This is a genomic window from Bradyrhizobium sp., from assembly GCF_050014615.1.
In the GTDB taxonomy this organism is placed as follows: Bacteria; Pseudomonadota; Alphaproteobacteria; order Rhizobiales; family Xanthobacteraceae; genus Bradyrhizobium.
Genome location: NZ_JBEKCZ010000036.1, coordinates 14,432 through 32,212 on the forward strand (window position 1 = coordinate 14,432; position 17,781 = coordinate 32,212).

Genomic DNA, 17,781 nt, shown 5'->3' on the forward strand with positions numbered 1-17,781 from the left:
CCCCCGAATCCGTCATCGCGCGGCGGATAGGAGAGGCGGCAGCGCCACGACCTGACCCGCCATCACCAGCCGATCGCGCCCGCCCTGCTTCGCGGCATAGAGCGCCCGGTCGGCGGCCTCAACCAGCGAAGCGGGTTCTGCATATCTTTCGGTACCCGGCCAGCATGCCGTCCCGCCCAGACTTGCGGTGACCAGTCCGGACGGAAGATTGAGCGGGTGAGATATGCCGGCGTTCCGGAGTTCGCGACGAATCCTCTCCCCGATCCGCGCGCAGCCCGCGGCATCCGTATTGGGCAACAGCAAGGCGAACTCTTCGCCGCCATATCTCGCCGCGAGATCCGTGGTTCGCTTGGCTTCCTCGGCCAAAACCCTGGCAACGGAACGCAAACACTCATCTCCCGCCGGATGTCCGTACGCGTCGTTGAATGTCTTGAAATTGTCGACGTCAATCATCAACAATGACAGCGGTTTGTTATCCCGAAGGGCCCGCGCCCATTCCTCCTGCAGTCGCTCGTCAAAGCGACGGCGATTGGCAAGGCCCGTCAACCCGTCCTCGATAGCGAGGATTTCGAGCCTTTCTTCCAGGTCCTTTTGCTCGGTTATGTCGCGCGATATCGCGACAACGCCGTCGATCTCGCCGCTGACCTTCCGCGCCACGCGCAGGGTCGTTTCGACCCAGATTTCGGATTTTTCCCGATGGCGCGTGCGGTAGCTGATGCGCGCCTCTTCGGCCTCGCCTCGCTTCAAGGCGGCAACCGTTTTCTCAACCCGAGGCAAATCGAGGGCGTTGACGCCGGCCAGAGCGAGTGTCCCCGTCAGTTGGTCGGGCCGCCAGCCGACAACGCTGGCACATGAGGGAGAGATGTAGGAAATCCGCTCATCCGTTCCGATGCGGGTCACCATGTCGCTCGATCCTTCAGCCAGCAGCCGGAAGTTGGCTTCCTTGGCCGCGAGCGCGGAGATGAGGCCCTGCACCAGATGCAATTGGCGAACCAGGAAGAAGCCAATGATTGCGATCAGCGATATCAGGGCTAGGACGAACGTCATCCGGGTAATAGCAGCGCTGCGCCATGGCGCCAGAACCTCGTCCTCCTGCTCGGTCGCCAAAACAACGAGCGGGAACCGATCGCTCCGCCTGTAGAAACTCACCCGCCGCATCCCATCCAACGGCGATTTGAAATAATATACGCCGCTCGATGACTGCAACGATGGGTCCCGGAACAGCGGCCTGTCCGATGTGTCACGTCCGATATAGGTGTCATTGTCGGGGCTGCGTGCCATGATGATGCCGTCAGCGCTCACCAGCGAGACGGCGCCCCCGGAACCGATGTTGAATTGCCGATAAAATTCTGAAAAATATTTTGCACCGATCGCTGCGAATACCACGCCGGCAAAACTGCCATCGGGATGATCGAAGCGCCGGGACACGGTGATGATCCAGTCGCCATCAAGCCTGCTCTTGATCGGGTGTCCGATGAACGGATCGCGTGCGGTTGACTGCTTGTGATGCTGGAAAAATTCACGATCGGCGAGATTGGCGCCCAGCGCTCCCGACGACACAAGCCAGTTGCCGTTTTCGTCACATATCACGATGCCGTAAATGCGCTTCAAACCGTCCTTGCGCGCGACAAGAACCTTCCGAAGTTTCGAAATCGTTTCGGGACCGGTTCCGTCCGTTTCAAGGCGGCTGACGACTCCGACGATGCCGGTATCCATCAAATCGAGGCTGTCTTCGGCGTGCTGCGTCAGCGAATGCGCCAGGTTGGCCATGTCTACTTCCGCCGTCTTCAGGCGGACCGCCCGCGAGTTCCACTCCCGAAGACCGCTCGCCCCCAAGATGACCACACAAATCAGCGCGACAGATGCCGCCGCCCGAAATGGCAGGCGCGTCAGGCCAACTTTGTTAGGAGCAGCGTTCATCGCGCGTGGTTCTCCATCGAAGAACCTGCCACGGACATATTAGTTATCTCTGAAATGCAGCGTACAACGAGCCACAAATGAGATTATTTTTCGATTAATCCCGCAATATTGCGGGGACCGAATAGCCATCCGCCAGGCGAGCACCGCCCTTCGGTGCTCGCCCGCCCGCTACGCACGGCGTGATGACGGTTTATCGATCATGATCGATGTCCGGCCATGACCGGCCTTCTCGATCAGGACGCCATCGCGGCGATCCCTGTGATCGCGCCCCCACGTCCCGGGTATTCCGATGTTGCATGTCCCGCCTTGGCCAATCCGGCAGCGGCGTGTATCACCAACCAGAGCGCACCATCCGATCAGCAGGAATATCGCAGGAATATCGATTGACCCAGATCCATCCCGTCAAACCCTTCCTTGACGTGCTGTCCGGCCACCGGCAGCCGGTTCCGCCGATCTGGATGATGCGGCAGGCCGGCCGTTATTTGCCGGAATATCGCGAATTGCGCGCCAAGGCCGGCGGCTTCCTCGATCTTTGTTTTACGCCGGAATACGCCGCCGAAGTCACGCTGCAGCCGATCCGCCGCTTCAACTTCGATGCCGCGATCATCTTCTCGGATATTCTGGTGATCCCCTACGCGCTCGGCCGTTCCGTGCGCTTCGAGGCCGGCGAAGGTCCGCGGCTCGATCCCTTGGACACGCCCGAGAAAGTCAAAACGCTGGCGTCGGAGGCCGATTTCACCAGGCTGGAGCCGGTGTATGAAGCGCTGCGCCGCGTGCGCGGCGCGCTCGATCCCAAAATCGCGCTGATCGGTTTCTGCGGAGCGCCATGGACGGTTGCGACCTATATGGTGGCCGGACAGGGCACGCCAGATCAGGCGCCGGCGCGGATGATGGCCTATCGTCACCCCGAGGCGTTCGCGCGGATCATCGACGTGCTGGTGGAGAATTCGATCCGGTATCTGCTCGGGCAGCTCAAGGCCGGCGCTGACGTTTTGCAGATTTTCGACACCTGGGCCGGTGTGCTGCCGCCGCGCGAATTCGAGCGCTGGTCGATCGAGCCGACCCGGCGCATCGTCGAAGGCGTGCGCAAACAAGTTCCCGATGCGAGGATCATCGGCTTTCCCCGAGGCGCCGGCGCGCTGCTGCCGGCCTATGTCGGCGCCACCGGCGTCGATGCCGTCAGCATCGACTGGACGGCGGAGCCGTCCTTGATCCGCGAGCGCGTGCAGAACCGCGTCGCCATTCAGGGCAATCTCGATCCGCTGGCGCTGATCGCCGGCGGCGCGGCGCTGGATCGCGCGATCGACGACGTATTGGCGAACTTCGCCGGCGGCCGGCTGATCTTCAACCTCGGCCACGGCATCCAGCCGGAAACCCCGATCGCGCATGTCGAGCAGATGATCAAGCGGGTGCGGGCGTATCAGGGCTAGGCGCTGCAGGCCGAAGCCGTCATACCCGCGAAAGCGGGTATCCAGTAATCGCCGGCCTGCGTTGGAATCGAAACGTCACGGAGTACTGGATCATCCGCTGGAGCCTGTCATCGGGCGGCCATTCGGCCGACCCGTTGGCGGATGATGACGACAGCATTCGTGGAAGCGTCGTCGATCAATCACCCCGGCCGGCTGCGTTCGATGATCTCGGCCGCGCCCTTGTCCAAGAGCTCGAGCCCGACCGCGCGGCCGAGTTCGCGCGGACGGTTCGCGGGCCCGGAGCGCGACGCCTCGATGAACCAGCCGCCCGCTTCGTCCAGCACCGAGGCGGTCAGTGTCATCTGCGCGCCCGCGATGGTTGAAAATCCCGCGATCGGCGAATTGCAATGGCCGTTGAGAACCCACAACACCTCGCGCTCGGCTTCCGCGCTGCGATGCGCGGCCGGGTCGTCGATCCCGGACAGAAGACGCCGGGTCTGCCAGTCATCGGCGGCGCATTCCACCGCGACAATCCCCTGCCCCACCGCCGGCAGCATCTCCTGAACCGAGAACTCATAGCCGATACGGCTGGCGAGGCCGACGCGCTCGAGCCCGGAGCGCGCCATGATCAGCGCATCCGCGGGGCCGACCTCGCCGCCGTCCGGCAGCCGCTGCATTTCCAGATGGTCGAGCTTGCGCACGCGGGTGTCGGCGGCACCGCGATAGTGAATCACCTCGATGCGCGGAAACAGCCGGCGCGCATAGGCGGCGCGCCGCACCGCATTGGTGCCGATCTTGAAGCCGTTGCCCTGCGACCGCCTGAAATCGTCGAGCGAAAGCCCCGGCCGCAGCACCAGAACGTCACTGGCCGGATCGCGCGTCAGCGTCGCGCCGATCACCAGCCCCGGGGTATCTTCATTGCCCGGCATATCCTTCAGCGAATGCATCGCGGCGTGCAGGTCGCCGGCGCGGACCGCATCGCGGATTTCAGCGACGAAGGCGCCGCCCTTGCCGCCATGCTGCAACAGCTTGCTGGTCTGGTCGGAATCGCCTGTCGTTTCGAACTTGACGATTTCGACCTCGACATCGGGCGCGGCCGCGGTCAGGCGCCGAGCGATTTCCTCGGTCTGGGCCAGCGCCATCACGCTCTTGCGCGTGCCGATCCGGATTCGTATTGCCACCACCCACGCTCCAATCGGCGCCGCCGCAGTAATAGCGACCCATGGGCCGGAACATAGAACCAGCCCCTACCGGAATGCAAACGCAACCTCCGGCGCTAGCTGGCGTCTTCCAGAATCATGTCGGAGGCTTTCTCGGCGATCATGATGGTGGGGGCGTTGGTATTGCCCGACATCAGGTCGGGCATAACAGAGGCGTCGACCACGCGCAGGCCCTCGATGCCGCGAAGGCGAAGCCGCTGATCGACCACCGCCAGCGGGTCATTGCCCATCCGGCAGGTCGAGGTCGGATGATAGACCGTGCTGCCGCGCTGCCGGCAGAAATTCAAAATATCCTCATCGCTGGTGATTTTGGGGCCTGGCTCGACCTCGCCGGCCACATAGGGCTTGAGCGCCGGCGCGGCCAGAATCCGGCGCAGGATCTTGATGCCCTCGACAAAGGCGGTGCGATCGGTTTCGGTCGCCAGATAGTTGATGCGGATTTCCGGCGCCGCCGCGGGATCGGCGCTTTTGATCCGCAGCGAACCACGGCTCTCCGGCCGCAACTGGCAGACCGAGGCGCTGAACCCGGAAAACGCATGCAGTTTTTCGCCCATCTTGTCGGTCGAGAACGGCAGGAAGTGAATCTGGACATCGGGCGACGCCAGACGCGGGTTGGTCTTGAAGAACGCGCCCGAGGTGCCCGCGGCGATCGTCAGCGGTCCCTTGCGAAAAGCCGCATAGCGCGCGCCGGCCAGGATCCGGCGAACCGGATGATTGAGAATATCATTGAGCGTGATGCGCTGCGCGCAACGCATCACCAGCCTGACCTGCAGGTGATCCTGCAGGTCGTTGCCGACACCGGGGGCATCGAGCACCACGTCGATGCCGTGTTGCTTCAACAGCTCCGCCGGGCCGACGCCGGACAGCTGCAACAATTGTGGTGAATTGTAAGCGCCGCCCGAGACCAGGATTTCCTTGCGCGCGCTGGCGGTTCGGAGCACGCCACCCTGGCGGTATTCGACGGCGCGCGCGCGTCGTCCCTCGAACAGGATACGCTGCGCCAGTGCCGACGTCTCGACCCGCAGATTGCCGCGGCTTCTGGCGGGACGCAGATAGGAATACGCTGTGCTGGCGCGGCGGCCGCGCTGCGTCGTGGTCTGGAAAAATCCGGCGCCTTCCTGGGTGGCGCCGTTGAAATCGGGATTGACCGGCAGGCCGGTCTCGGCGGCCGCGTCGATGAAGGCGGCCGAGAGCGGATCGGGATGGCCCAAATCAGACACCGGCAGCGGGCCGCCGACGCCGTGATATTTGTCACCGCCACGTTGTTGATTTTCGGCTTTCCTGAAATAGGGCAGCACGTCGTCATAGCCCCAGCCGCTGTTGCCGCGCTGGCGCCAGCGATCATAGTCCTCGTGCTGGCCGCGCACATAAAGCAGTCCGTTGATCGAGCTCGAGCCGCCCAGCACTTTTCCACGCGGCTGAAATACCTGGCGTCCGCCCAGCTCCGGCTCGGGTTCGGTCTGGTACATCCAGTTGACGGTTTTCTCCTTGAACAGCTTGCCGTAGCCGAGCGGCACATGGATCCAGATATTGGTGTCCTTGGGGCCGGCTTCGAGCAGCAGCACCGAATGCTTGCCGTCCGCGCTCAGCCGATTGGCGAGCACGCATCCGGCCGAGCCCGCGCCGACGATGACGTAGTCGAATTCGGAAGCTTCGGTTTTCGGAGTTTTGGTGCCGACGGAGGCTTTGGCGCTCATGTCATTTCCTCGCGCGCCGCCACGCCGGCGCACCACGTTATAAAAAGGTGCGGAGAGGTTACGCAATAGGCGAAGGGCCGCCCGATCTGCACGATCAGACGGCCCATTATTGCGAGCTCGGTTGCAGCGGATGGAAGCAGGATGCAGGATCCCTACTTGATCTGAACGATCCCAAGCTGATTGGTCAGGCTGTTGGCCATCAGGGGGTTGCCGTCCGGCGAGACATCCATGTTACGCACGATGTCACCGCCGCCGGGGATCGCCCAGCTCTGGAATTTTTCAGTACCCGGATCGAAGCGCACCATCGTGTTCGGTTTGGCGTTGGATTCGCTGTACCACACCGCGCCCTTGGTGAAGACAATGCCGTAAGGTTCGGACTTCGGGCCGCTCGGCGAAGGCCATTCCTTGACCTCGCCTTTTGCAGGATCAAGCCGGCCGAGATATCCGCGCGAAAAGTCGACGTACCAGATCATGCCGTCGGGGCCGATCGTCAGCCGGCGGGGCCGGGCATCGGGACTGGGCAGGGTGTATTCCTTGATCGCGAGCGTCTGCGGATCGATGGTGGCGATCTTGTTGGTGCCGAACTCGACATAGACCGGAACCCCCTGCGGCGTGATCTTGATCCCGTAAGGCCGCGACTTCGGCGTCGGCGAGGTCATGAGCTTGATGGCGCCGGTCGCGGGATCGAGCCGGCCAATCAGATTGGCCTGCTGCACGGTGAACCAGAGAATCCCGCTCGGATCGAAATTGAGGGTGTGCGGGTCTCGCGCCTTGGGATCCGGCAGCGGATATTCGGTGACAATGCCGGTGACGGGATCGAGCTTGCCGATCAGGCCCGAGAGATTGCCGGTGAACCAGATATTGCCGGACTTGTCCTCGACAATGCCGTGCGGGCCGGTATAGGGCGACTTCAGCGTATATTCCCTGACGGCGCCGGTCTTCGGATCGATCCGGCCGATCTTGTTGGCGAGCTGGGCGGCCCACCAGATCGTGCCGTCTTTGGCGGCCATCGGATCATGCGGACGCGAGCCTTGGGTCGGCACGTCCCACATCTCGAAATCGACCTTCACCGGACCATCGATGATGACCGCCTCGGGACGCTTGCGCTCGGGGAAATTCTTCATCAGGTAGTCGGTCATCGCCCCCCATTCCTCGGGGGGCACCGGCGCGCCCATGTTTTGCATCATGCGCACCACCGTCAGCCAGCCTTCGGGGGTGTAGCCGATCCGGACCCGGTTGATGTCGTGGCAGCCGTTGCAGGTGTCGATGAACCGTTGCTTGCTGGGGCCTTCCGGCCATTCCTTGGCGGTGTACTGCGCATGCGCGACGGGCGTCCCGAGCACCACCATGGCCAATGAAACCATCAGTAACTTGCCGCGCATCATTGTTCTCCCCGAGGGCTTCGTTGGTGAGCCGCCTTGATAGTCGTTGCCGTCAACTAGACAGCGGTTGCGGCCTCCGTCAAGCTTATGCCTGCAACCCAGCTTCAAACCTGGCTTTGATTCCAGACACTTTGAGGTGAATGCCGGTCTGCGCCCTGATTACGCCGGCGCAGTACCGGCCTGTTGGTGAAACCGGTTCAGGAACGCGACGAGCCGGGGGTTCTGTGGCTTGCGGATCACGTCCGCGGCAGCGCCGATCTCCGCCATCACCCCCTCGCTCATGAACCCGACACGGTTGGAGACATCTGCGGCGAAGGCCATCTCGTGCGTGACCAGGATCATGGTCATGCCCTCGGACGCGAGGTTGCGGACGACAGCCAGCACCTCGGAGACCAGCTCCGGGTCGAGCGCGGAGGTCACCTCGTCAAACAGCATCACATCGGGCTTCATCGCCAGCGCACGCGCGATCGCCACGCGCTGCTTCTGTCCCCCGGACAACCGGCTCGGAAAACTGTCGGCCTTGTCGGCGAGGCCGACCTTGGCCAGCAGATCGCGGCCGAGCTCTTTCGCCTCGGCCTTCGCCATGTTCTTCACCTGCACCGGCCCTTCAATCACATTGTCGAGCACCGAGCGGTGCGGAAACAGGTTGAAGTGCTGGAACACCATGCCGACATCGCGGCGCAGCAGCGCCAGCTGTGCCTTGCCGGGAACACGCTGGTCCTTGCCGAACTCGAAATGATGGCGGCCGATCGCAAGTTCGCCCGCTTGCGGCGTTTCGAGCAGATTGAGACAGCGCAGAAACGTCGACTTGCCGGAGCCGCTGGCGCCGATCAGCGAGACGACTTCGCCGCGCGCGACCGCGAGCGACACGCCTTTGAGCACTTGATTGTCGCCGAAAGCCTTTTGAATATTCTTGGCGGCCAGAATCGGGTTCGCCTGGGTCACCGGTGCGCTCCCAATCTCTGTTCAATCTGGTCGGCAACGAGGGTCAGCGGGAACAGCACGACGAAATAGAGCACCGCGATCGTGGTATAGACCTCCAGCGGCCGATAGCTCGCGGCCGTGATCACCGAACCCTGATAAAGCAGATCGCCCACCGCGACGGTCGATACCAGCGAGGTGTTTTTGAGCTGCATGATGGTCTGGTTGATGAAGGATGGCACCATCACCTGAATGGCCTGCGGCAAAACGATGCGACGGAAGATCCGGCCTTCCCGCATGCCGATGGCCTGGCCGGCTTCCCATTGGCCGCGATCGATCGCCTCGATGCCGCCCCGGAAAACCTCGGCGTAGAACGAACCCGCGTAGAGCGAGAGCGTGAGGAAGCAAGCCGTCGTTGCCGACATGTCGACGCCGATCAGCACCGGCAGCGCGTAATAGACCCAGACCAGTTGCACCAATAGCGGGGTGCAGCGAAACACCTCGATGTAGCCACGCACGGGGATCGAGACCCAGCGCGGGCCCATCGTGCGCAGGATGCCGGTCGCCAGACCGATCGCGAGCCCGGCGAAAACGGTGATCACGGTATAGAGCACGGTGATGCCGAGCCCTTGCCAAATCAGTCCCCAGTAAGGCTTAAGCGCCGCGAAATCCCATACATACATCGCGGGTCAGAACTGTACTTCGGCGGGGATATCGTCGGCCGTCAATCCGACCGAAGCGAAACCCTTGAGCATCCATTCCCGGGTCTGGCCCATGGAACGGTTGTAATCGGCCCAGGCGCTCAGGAAATCCCTGTAGCGGCGGTCGGGTTCGGCGCGAATTCCCATGTTGGTCGGCAACGTCAGCAGCGGACGCGGGATCGACATTTCGCCCAGCGTGGGATTCTTCTTCAGTGTCGAGACCGCCAGCACGGCCAACGAGACGTTGCAGTCGGCGCGGCCGGTGGCGACCGCCAGGATCGCCTCGTCACGGGTTTTGAAGCCGAGGATGGTGGCCTTCGGGCAATAGCGGCGGGCAATGAGATCGTGGGTCGAGCCGATATCGATCGCGATCTTGACTTCGGGCTTGTTGATCTCTTCCCACATCGACGGCTTGGCAAAACCCTTTCGGGTAATGACCGTGAAGGAATGCACCAGGATCGGCGTCGAAAAATCGATGACCAGAGCGCGTTCCGGCGTCGGGTTGACGGCGAAGGCGATATCCACCTTGTCGCCCTGCAGATCCAGGATCTGGTTGCCCCAGGTGGATTCGACCACTTCCACTTTCGCGCTCAGCTTCGAGGCGATGTCGTTCGCCATATCGATGCAGGCGCCCGACCATTGGCCGGTCGGCAGATCCTTGTGGAAATAGGGTTCCTGGCCGACGATGACGGCGACACGCAACACCCCGGTGCGCTTGATGCGCTCCAGCGCGGAGTTTGCCGGCGCGATCTCGGCAGCACCGGGATCAAGCGAGGCGGCGACGGCGACGCCGGCCAGTGCAACCGTGGTTAAAGCGTCCCTGCGATTCATGACCTGAACCTCCGTTGGAGAATCTGCGCCACGGCGTGCTTGCCCGCGGAGCCAGTCTCAACTATTTCTATCTTCAGCATGAAATGCAATTGCCGTGCCGGTGACGGCCACCTCCCGATGAATCGCCCGCAATTCACCACCGATCCGCGCGCGCGATCGCGGCCCGTGGATTTTGCCCCCAACCGAGAAGCATCCGCATGAGCGAGCCGACCGGCCGGCACGTCGTCGTCATTGGAGCCGGCGCCATCGGCGTCGTCAGCGCCATCGAATTGCTGCGCGACGGCCATCGCGTCACGCTGGTCGAGCCCGCGACGCCGGGGGGCGAGCAGGCCGCGAGCTACGGCAATTCCGGCTGGCTGTCGACGCATTCGGTGATTCCGCCGGCGGAGCCCGGCGTGTGGAAGAAAATACCGAAATTCCTGATCAACCCGCTGGGGCCGCTGGCGATCCGCTGGAGCTATCTGCCGAGAGCGCTGCCCTGGCTGATCCGGTATCTGCGCGCCGGCTGGACCGAAGCGCGGGTCCTGGCCACGGCGCAGGCAATGCGCCCGTTGCTGGTCGATGCGCCGTCGCTGCACAGGAAGCTCGCCGAGGAAGCCGGTGTCGGTCATCTGATCGAACGCCAGGGTCTGATGCACATCTATCCCTCGCGCGCGGCGTTCGACGCCGACCGGCTCGGCTGGAGCATTCGCAAGCGCGTCGGCGTCACCTGGATGGAGCTCACGGGCGACGAGATGCGCCAGCGCGAGCCGGATCTGCATCCGCGCTATCAGTTCGGCGTGCTGGTCGAGGAAGCCGGCCGTTGCCGCGATCCCGGCGGTTATGTCGCAGCACTGGCGGAGCACGCCCGCGCGCTCGGCGCCGAATTCGTCGCGGCCCACGCCAGAGCTCTGCGGCTGGACAACAACAAACTGGTGTCGGTCCTCACCGATAAAGGCGAAATCAGCTGCGACGCCGCGGTGGTCGCCGCCGGCGCGCGATCGAAACCGCTCGCGGCCTCGATCGGCGACCGCCTGCCGCTGGAGACCGAGCGCGGTTATCACGTCATGATCAAGGACGCGGACACCGGTCCCCGCACCTCGGTAATGGCCTCCGACGCCAAGATGGTGGTGAACTGGACCGATCAAGGCCTGCGCGCGGGCGGCCAGGTCGAGATCGCCGGGCTGGAGGCCGCGCCGAACTGGAAACGCGCCGAGATCCTGCGCGATCATCTGATCGGCATGTTCCCGAAACTGCCGAAAGACCTGCCGGCCGAGCGCTTTCGTTTCTGGTTCGGGCACCGGCCGAGCATGCCGGATGGCCGGCCCTGCCTCGGCTATTCCAGCACCTCGCGCGATGTCGTCTATGCCTTCGGCCATGGCCATGTCGGCCTGGTCAGCTCGGCGCGCACCGGTCGTATAGTGGCCCAACTCGTCGGCGGCCGCGAACCGGAAATTCCGCTCACCCCGTTCGATCCGAAACGCTTCCTCTGATAATTCGTTGTCGTTCCTGTCGCGAAGAGAGCCAGCCATGAGTGCACATCCAAGTTCCATCGTCACGCCGCGGATCGCGCGCGGCGGCAAGGCCATCTATGGCGCGCCGCTCGGCATCCTGATGCTGGAGGCGAAATTTCCGCGAATTCCCGGCGACATGGGCAACGCCACGACCTGGCCGTTCCCGGTGCTATATCGCGTGGTGAGCGGGGCGAGCCCGGAAAAGGTGGTGCTGAAGGGCGCCGCCGGTCTGTTGCCGGACTTCATCGACGCCGCCAAAGATCTGGTCCGTCTCGGCGCCGAGGCGATCACCACCAATTGCGGCTTCCTTTCGCTATTCCAGAAGGAGATCGCCGGCGCCGTCGGTGTTCCCGTCGCCACCTCCTCGCTGATGCAGGTGCCGTGGGTGCAGGCGACGCTGCCGCCCGGCAAGCGCGTCGGCCTCGTCACTGTTTCGGGCTCGACGCTGACGCCGGCCCATCTCGCCGGCGCCGGCGTGCCGCTCGATACGCCTGTGGTAGGCACCGAGAACGGCCGGGAGTTTTTCCGCGTGCTGATCAAGGCCGAGAAGGACGACATGGATATCGCGCTCGCCGAGCAGGATGTGGTCGGCGCCGGCCGGGACCTCGTCGCCAACCATCCCGATATCGGCGCCATCGTGCTCGAATGCACCAACATGCCGCCTTACGCGGCGGCGCTGCAGGCCGCGGTCGGCCTTCCCGTCTACGACATCTATTCGATGATCACCTGGTTTCACGCCGGCCTGCGCCCGCGCGCGTTTTCCTGAAGAGCGACGGATGGCGCCGCGTTTCGTATCGCCGCGATTACCGTCAATGTGAATGAAGCCACCGGAGAGATCGAGGCCACAGCAGGCGCCGCCGATCTCACTACGATGTTGGCGCGGTTTTTCTATCTGTCGCCATCGGCCCCCACGCAGTAACCGCCGGCTCGGCTGGTGTTTCCTTCTGGAAACGCCGATAGAGCACGCCGAACCACAGCAACAGCGCCAGGAAGGCAAACGGAACATGCCAGCCAACGGCGAGGAGCTGTACATAGGGCAAGGCCAGCAGCGCGGTGACCGAGGCCAGTTCAATTCCGTCCCAGCCGTCACGCCAGCTGCGGGCGAGCAGCGGAATAACCGACAGCATCAGCAGCGGCGTGTCGTACGACAATGAGTACGGCGTTGCCAGCAACGTCCCCGCGGCCAAGAGCCCGAAGCGAAGATCAAGCCTGCCATCCGCTTTTCCATCCGGCCGGGTTGCCTTCCATCGCCAGAACGCCTGGATGATCACGGTCAGAACCGCGACGCTGATCGCCGCTTGAAAAAGACCCGCGAGCGTGGCAGGCATGCCTATTCCCTGCAACGACACATAGGGACTGAGTGCCAGATGCTGGATATGGGCATAGCCGTTGCCGACAAAATGGCCGAACAGCAGGCTCATGCGGAAGTAATCGGTCCAGATCGCGGCGCCCAGCCATAGCGTCGACAGCACCATCAAAGCGAGGACGGTGGTCGCCGCGGCCGCGACGATGCGCCACTGGCCGGACGCGACCAGCGCGAACGGCATCAACAGCCCCATCTGTGGCTTTATGGCGAGAAGACCGAGGCAAATTCCCGCCAGAACAGGACGCATGGGCCAGAAATACGCGGTCGCCAGAAACAACACCGCAATGATCGTACCGGTTTGTCCGCTGAACAGGTTGGCGCCGATGAAGGGCAAAGAGAACGCGATCAGCACGACGTAAGCCTGGGCCTGCGACCAGTCATTCCCGGAAGCAGGATTGGCATCGATCCCCAGGCCGGAGCGTTTCGCCAGCACAACGAGCAAGGCAACATAGCAAGCCAGCGGAACCAGCGACCACGCCAGCACCGCCTCGTTGTAGGTCGCATCGCCCAGCGGCCACAAACCGAACAAGGCGAATGGCGGATAGACGAACCACGACAGCGAGATCGAGCCCGTCATGTTCGACAGGATTTGCTGCCACGCATCGGGATCGTAAATCGCGGCGAGGTCGCCGTGCCGCACGCGATGCGCCGCATTCCAGAAACCGATGAAGTCACCGCCGAACGGCGTGCCATCCGACAATTCGTGGAACAGCCTGATGCCGCCCTGCGCCGCAAGGCAGATCGCACACAACATCAGCAATGGTTTCTGCAGCGGGCGCATGGCACCGGAGTTTAGAGGCTGTTTCTTGCCGCGGACTTAATTGAATAATGCTGGTTCACTTCCGCTGCCGGCACGACGTTGCCGACCCCGGATATCCGCTATCAGGTTGCTAAAAGGATAGACCGGATATGGCGCGGACAGCCCAATTCGGTCGAGATTGACCCATCTCTGAAGTGAATCCAGACCCGGTGCGGCGTCCCCTTGTCCACCCTGCGTTGCCGTGCTCTAAACCCGCCATTCTTGCGGACACCGCTTTCCGCCACAGTTCGAATTCTTCGCCGCCTTACAATCTGGGGCAAAGGGGAAAGGGATCCGACATGAGGATCAAGCTAATGAACAAGATCCTGTCGCTGGCGGCAGCCTTTGCCCTCGCAGCTTTGGTTCCCGCAGCTTTGGCCCAAACGACGCCGCCGGCGGCAACGGAAAAGCCGGCCGCGCCCATGAAGCCGAGAACCGCACCAGTCGAGGAGGTGGCGTCTGGCACTGTTTCGGTCGCTGAAAAGGCGCAGAAGTGTCTCAAGATCGACGATGATGAGACCAACGACCGGCTGCGTTGCTACGACGCCGCCGTCAAGCCGCAACCCAACCGGAATCCGCCGCCCGTCAAGGGCATCCGGGATTGCCGCCACATCGTCGACGTCACCGAACGGCTGAATTGTTTCGACGGCTTCGCCGCACAAATTCCAAAATTCACGCATTAGAGCGCGCGGATGGGTGGAGCCAACGGGTCGCGCGAATGCGCGCCCGACGATAAACTCAGCGATACCCATCACGTCATCACGCGGCAATGTGATGGGTTTCGCAAGTGCTCAACCCATCCTGCGGGCTTATTCGCCACCCGGCTCCATGCCCGGCGCCGACGTGCCATGCGTCCGAAGCGATCTTCTTGAAGCGATGGGTCTTGCCGAGATGCGTGGTTTCGCGCGACCGTATCAAACAGCGTAGAAGGATCGCATGATTCCGTGGTTGCAGATCGATACGACCCGAGTGCCCGGTGCCGACGTCGAACTTCGTTTGATGCGAAGGGGCGCCGAGTTCTCAATGATGCTCGGTCAGAACGAGTTGATGAACAGCCGTCTCAGCGGATCGGAGGAGGCGCTGGCGACGCTCTCCTGTCGAAGGATCGACGGCGTCAAGCGCCCGCATCTGTTGATCGGCGGACTGGGCATGGGCTTTACATTGCGCGCCGCGCTCGCGGTGTTGGACGCGCAAGCACGGATTACTGTCGCCGAACTCGTCCCCGCCGTGATCGCATGGGCGCGTGGGCCAATGGCCGATATCTTCGGCGATAGCCTGACCGATCCACGCGCCGACATTCGCGAAGCCGATGTGGTCGAAATGATCAAAGCGTCGCCATCGGCGTTCGACGCCATTCTACTCGATGTCGATAACGGCCCGGAAGCATTGATCCGCAAGGCCAATGACGCACTCTACGACCTCAAGGGATTGCAATCGATCCGCCGCGCGCTGCGGCCGGGCGGTATCCTCGCGGTCTGGTCATCCGGGCCAAATCCCGCGTTTTCGAAACGGCTTGGTGCCGCCGATTTCGAGGTGAATGAAGTTGGCTTGCGCGCAACGGCCAAGCGCAGCGGCGCCCACCACGTCATCTGGTTCGCAACCAAGCCCCTGCCGGCCTCGCGCTAACGGATTAATTCATCCGGCTCCAGGTCTGGCCGCTGAAGCACGCGCAGGGAATTCATGCGCACAGGTGGCCGCCAGGAACCGTACACCTGGGGTCACTGCCCAGACTAAGTCGGGCCATTCACTTGGCGTTGCCAATCCCGCGCTGCGTTGTCGGCAGTACTCATTGCCGCCGAGCATGTCTGCTAATTGCGAAAGACCGGAAGTAAGCGCCACAAGGTGGAAGTGAAGCGTTTGACCCACAACGGAAATTGACTTCAGGTTGGCAGACCGATTTTTGCCAGCGGCCCCAGACCCAAACCCTGCGTGAACAGAAAGATCCCGAACACCATCACGCCAGCGGCGATCCAGCACCAGGAACGTGTGATGGGAGGGTGAACAGCAGTTGCGGCATTGGCGCGACCAGCCCTTGTCGCAGCGATCAGCAAGCCGAGTGGTGCGAGGCCCACTGCGAGAAAACCTTCGATCGCACTTCTAATCCGCTCAGGATGCCACATCAGACCGGCGATCACCGCTGACGCAACGGCAGCGATGTAAGCGAGCCGGATCGCCTTATGCGCGGGCGCACCGGGTTTCGCAAGCGCCGCAGTGCTCCGTCGCACAACCAGTACATAGCCCGCGATTCCTAGCGCCGCCACCATGGGACGCCAGACCCAAGACCAACCCAAATGTAAGGCTACGAAATGCCAGTCATCGTTGTCGAGCAGCGCGCAATAAGTCATCTGGGCAAACAGCCAGAGCAAGTTAAAAGCGCCAAACAAAATAAGGAATAGCCTCGTGGTTTGACCGGAAGTACGCAAGGACAGAAGAGCAAACGCCGCGATACCGCCGACAAAATTGCCGAGAGGGCCTGCAGCGTCGGTCAATGCTGTGGCCCCGAGACATCGAAAATAGATGGATGTCAGCAGCGTGATCCGTCCTCCGACCACGATGCAACCGAGGCCATGGCCCAGCGTTTCGTGACAGACGGCAGCCAAGGTCGCCGCGAGAATACCAACAGCGATGACTGTTGCCAGATCACCGGAAATGGCGGCGGCGCTGCTCACTTCAATCGACGTTGACCTCTGCGAGTTCGCCTCGCTCATTCCTCAAACCCCTTGGTCGCCGCCGTTAGAACAGCTCTAACCCTAACAGCAATGGTTCGTGCCGCTCAACAATTGCGATTTATAAAAGTGGAGCTAATTTTGCTCATCCCCTAAGCCGCGCGCGGACCTTGCCGAGTGCAGCAAGAAAAGTCCAGTCGGCAACTTCCAGCGAACTCCACTTCCGAGTTTGGCACATAGCGTCCGTTATTGCGGCGCAGCGGCATGTCCGGAGTTGGGAGTGAAGCGGACTCGCCACCTGCAGAGCCCGTGGGATGGGTTGAGCCAACGGGTCGCGCGAATGCGCGCCCGATGATAAACTCCGCGATACCCATCACGTCGTCGCTAACATTAGTGTCACGCCAAGCCGCCCTCGGCGGCTTATTCACCACCTGGCTCCATGCCCTTCGATTTAAACAACGACTGGGCCGATGGGCCAACCAATGAGGCGATCAATGCTTTGGCGGCGTCGCCGTTTTGGGTGCCTGTACCGATGCCGGCCGCGTACACGGTGTAGTTTTGAATTTCCTTCGGCAGCGGTCCGACCAATGCTACGCCGGCATGCGGCAGGATCTCGCTGATCTGGTGAATGCCAAGCTCCGCCTGGCCGGACTCGACGTAATCGGCGACATAGCCACCCTGTTTGAGCTTTTCCCTGGGCTTGACCTGATCCGATATGCCGAGGCGCTCGAGCAGCTTCTCGACGTAGATGCCGCTGGAGCCGCCACTGGCGGGATCGATGAAGCTTATCGACTTTGCCTCAAGCACGGCCTTCTTGAAAGCTTCGACGGTCGAAATGTCGGGTTTGTTCGCGCCGGTCTTCACCATGACGCCGACTCCCACGCGAGCCAGGTTGGTGCGGCTGCCGGAAATCACTCTTCCCTCGCCGATCAGCTGGTCAACTCCCTCCGGGGTCATCACGACCACATCGAAACTTTCGCCAGCCTCAATCCGCTTCATCAGCGCGCCGACGGTGTCATTTTCGACCGAAACCTTGTTGCCGCTTATCCTCTCGTATTCGGGCAGCAGCGCCAGCACCGTCGACTTGAACGCGCCGGCGGTGAGCAGTTTCAGCTCGGCGGCCCGGGAAGCGCTTGTGCAAAGGCAAAGGGCCGCACCAACGGCGCCGGCGAGCAGCAGCATCCTGTATCGCATCTTTAGTTCTCCTGTGTCCGTGAGGCGTCTTAGCTGAATTATCCAAGAGAGCGAACAGCGAAACGATTGAATCATGTTCCGTGCAGAAGCTAGTTGCAAATCGCCGTGCATGTCTCTTCGCGGCACCTTTGAGACATTCCGAGCCGGTCTGACAATGTCTGATGTTCGGGAAGACCGGAAAT

The 17,781-nt window shown here is 62.4% G+C and carries 16 protein-coding genes; 6 read left to right on the forward strand and 10 right to left on the reverse strand.

Features of this window, described 5'->3' with window-relative positions; translation table 11 throughout:
• Nucleotides 1-12 precede the first annotated feature (12 nt).
• Nucleotides 13-1,920 carry a diguanylate cyclase gene (locus ABR948_RS08515; protein WP_428115824.1) on the reverse strand — a complete coding sequence of 636 codons (1,908 nt, stop codon included), beginning with the start codon at nucleotides 1,918-1,920 and terminating at the stop codon, nucleotides 13-15.
• A 216-nt stretch (nucleotides 1,921-2,136) separates the two neighbouring features.
• On the opposite strand from ABR948_RS08515, the gene ABR948_RS08520 reads away from it, so the two are divergent.
• Both ABR948_RS08520 and hemE read left to right on the forward strand, forming a co-directional pair.
• Nucleotides 2,137-2,307 (forward strand): hypothetical protein, encoded by a 171-nt coding sequence (locus ABR948_RS08520; protein WP_428115827.1) that lies wholly within the window; start codon nucleotides 2,137-2,139, stop codon nucleotides 2,305-2,307.
• Complete coding sequence (gene hemE, locus ABR948_RS08525) at nucleotides 2,304-3,350, forward strand: uroporphyrinogen decarboxylase (RefSeq protein WP_428115830.1); 1,047 nt, start codon at nucleotides 2,304-2,306, stop codon at nucleotides 3,348-3,350. The genes ABR948_RS08520 and hemE overlap by 4 nt, the downstream gene beginning before the upstream one ends.
• Before the next feature lie 179 nt (nucleotides 3,351-3,529).
• Here hemE and hemC read toward each other — a convergent pair whose 3' ends face one another.
• The 6 genes from hemC to ABR948_RS08555 all read right to left on the reverse strand — a co-directional run bounded on the left by hemC (nucleotide 3,530) and on the right by ABR948_RS08555 (nucleotide 10,081).
• Complete coding sequence (gene hemC, locus ABR948_RS08530; RefSeq protein WP_428115833.1) at nucleotides 3,530-4,510, reverse strand: hydroxymethylbilane synthase; 981 nt, start codon at nucleotides 4,508-4,510, stop codon at nucleotides 3,530-3,532.
• A gap of 95 nt (nucleotides 4,511-4,605) precedes the next feature.
• Nucleotides 4,606-6,246 carry a GMC family oxidoreductase gene (locus ABR948_RS08535; RefSeq protein ID WP_428115836.1) on the reverse strand — a complete coding sequence of 547 codons (1,641 nt, stop codon included), beginning with the start codon at nucleotides 6,244-6,246 and terminating at the stop codon, nucleotides 4,606-4,608.
• Between the two features lie 152 nt (nucleotides 6,247-6,398).
• Complete coding sequence (locus ABR948_RS08540) at nucleotides 6,399-7,628, reverse strand: Vgb family protein (protein ID WP_428115839.1); 1,230 nt, start codon at nucleotides 7,626-7,628, stop codon at nucleotides 6,399-6,401.
• Between the two features lie 159 nt (nucleotides 7,629-7,787).
• Complete coding sequence (locus ABR948_RS08545) at nucleotides 7,788-8,573, reverse strand: amino acid ABC transporter ATP-binding protein (protein WP_428115842.1); 786 nt, start codon at nucleotides 8,571-8,573, stop codon at nucleotides 7,788-7,790.
• Nucleotides 8,570-9,232 (reverse strand): amino acid ABC transporter permease, encoded by a 663-nt coding sequence (locus ABR948_RS08550; protein ID WP_428115845.1) that lies wholly within the window; start codon nucleotides 9,230-9,232, stop codon nucleotides 8,570-8,572. Before ABR948_RS08550 ends, ABR948_RS08545 begins: the two co-directional genes overlap by 4 nt.
• 6 nt (nucleotides 9,233-9,238) lie before the next feature.
• Entirely contained in the window at nucleotides 9,239-10,081 is an 843-nt protein-coding gene (locus ABR948_RS08555; RefSeq protein ID WP_428115848.1) for a transporter substrate-binding domain-containing protein, read from the reverse strand.
• A gap of 197 nt (nucleotides 10,082-10,278) precedes the next feature.
• Here ABR948_RS08555 and ABR948_RS08560 point away from each other — a divergent pair, with 197 nt between their 5' ends.
• On the forward strand, nucleotides 10,279-11,553 hold the full coding sequence (locus tag ABR948_RS08560) for an NAD(P)/FAD-dependent oxidoreductase (protein ID WP_428115851.1): 1,275 nt from the start codon (nucleotides 10,279-10,281) through the stop codon (nucleotides 11,551-11,553).
• Nucleotides 11,554-11,590: 37 nt separating this feature from the next.
• A complete protein-coding gene (locus ABR948_RS08565) occupies nucleotides 11,591-12,340 on the forward strand; it encodes an aspartate/glutamate racemase family protein (protein ID WP_428115854.1) in 750 nt (249 codons plus the stop codon).
• Between the two features lie 100 nt (nucleotides 12,341-12,440).
• Here the strand turns inward: ABR948_RS08565 and ABR948_RS08570 are convergent, their stop codons facing one another.
• Nucleotides 12,441-13,721, reverse strand: coding sequence for a glycosyltransferase family 87 protein (locus tag ABR948_RS08570; RefSeq protein ID WP_428115857.1), 1,281 nt, complete (start codon nucleotides 13,719-13,721; stop codon nucleotides 12,441-12,443).
• A 317-nt stretch (nucleotides 13,722-14,038) separates the two neighbouring features.
• Between ABR948_RS08570 and ABR948_RS08575 the strand changes: the two genes are divergently transcribed.
• The gene (locus ABR948_RS08575; RefSeq protein WP_428115858.1) at nucleotides 14,039-14,422 is read left to right on the forward strand and encodes a hypothetical protein; all 384 of its coding nucleotides are present in this window, start codon (nucleotides 14,039-14,041) and stop codon (nucleotides 14,420-14,422) included.
• Between the two features lie 253 nt (nucleotides 14,423-14,675).
• The gene (locus tag ABR948_RS08580) at nucleotides 14,676-15,365 is read left to right on the forward strand and encodes a spermidine synthase (protein WP_428115860.1); all 690 of its coding nucleotides are present in this window, start codon (nucleotides 14,676-14,678) and stop codon (nucleotides 15,363-15,365) included.
• 254 nt (nucleotides 15,366-15,619) lie between these two features.
• Here ABR948_RS08580 and ABR948_RS08585 read toward each other — a convergent pair whose 3' ends face one another.
• Together ABR948_RS08585 and ABR948_RS08590 are read right to left on the reverse strand one after the other, a co-directional pair.
• Nucleotides 15,620-16,447, reverse strand: a complete 828-nt coding sequence (locus ABR948_RS08585) for a hypothetical protein (protein WP_428115862.1) — start codon at nucleotides 16,445-16,447, stop codon at nucleotides 15,620-15,622.
• Between the two features lie 378 nt (nucleotides 16,448-16,825).
• Nucleotides 16,826-17,587: a molybdate ABC transporter substrate-binding protein gene (locus ABR948_RS08590; protein ID WP_428115865.1), complete on the reverse strand. Its 762-nt coding sequence runs from the start codon at nucleotides 17,585-17,587 to the stop codon at nucleotides 16,826-16,828.
• Nucleotides 17,588-17,781: the final 194 nt, after the last annotated feature.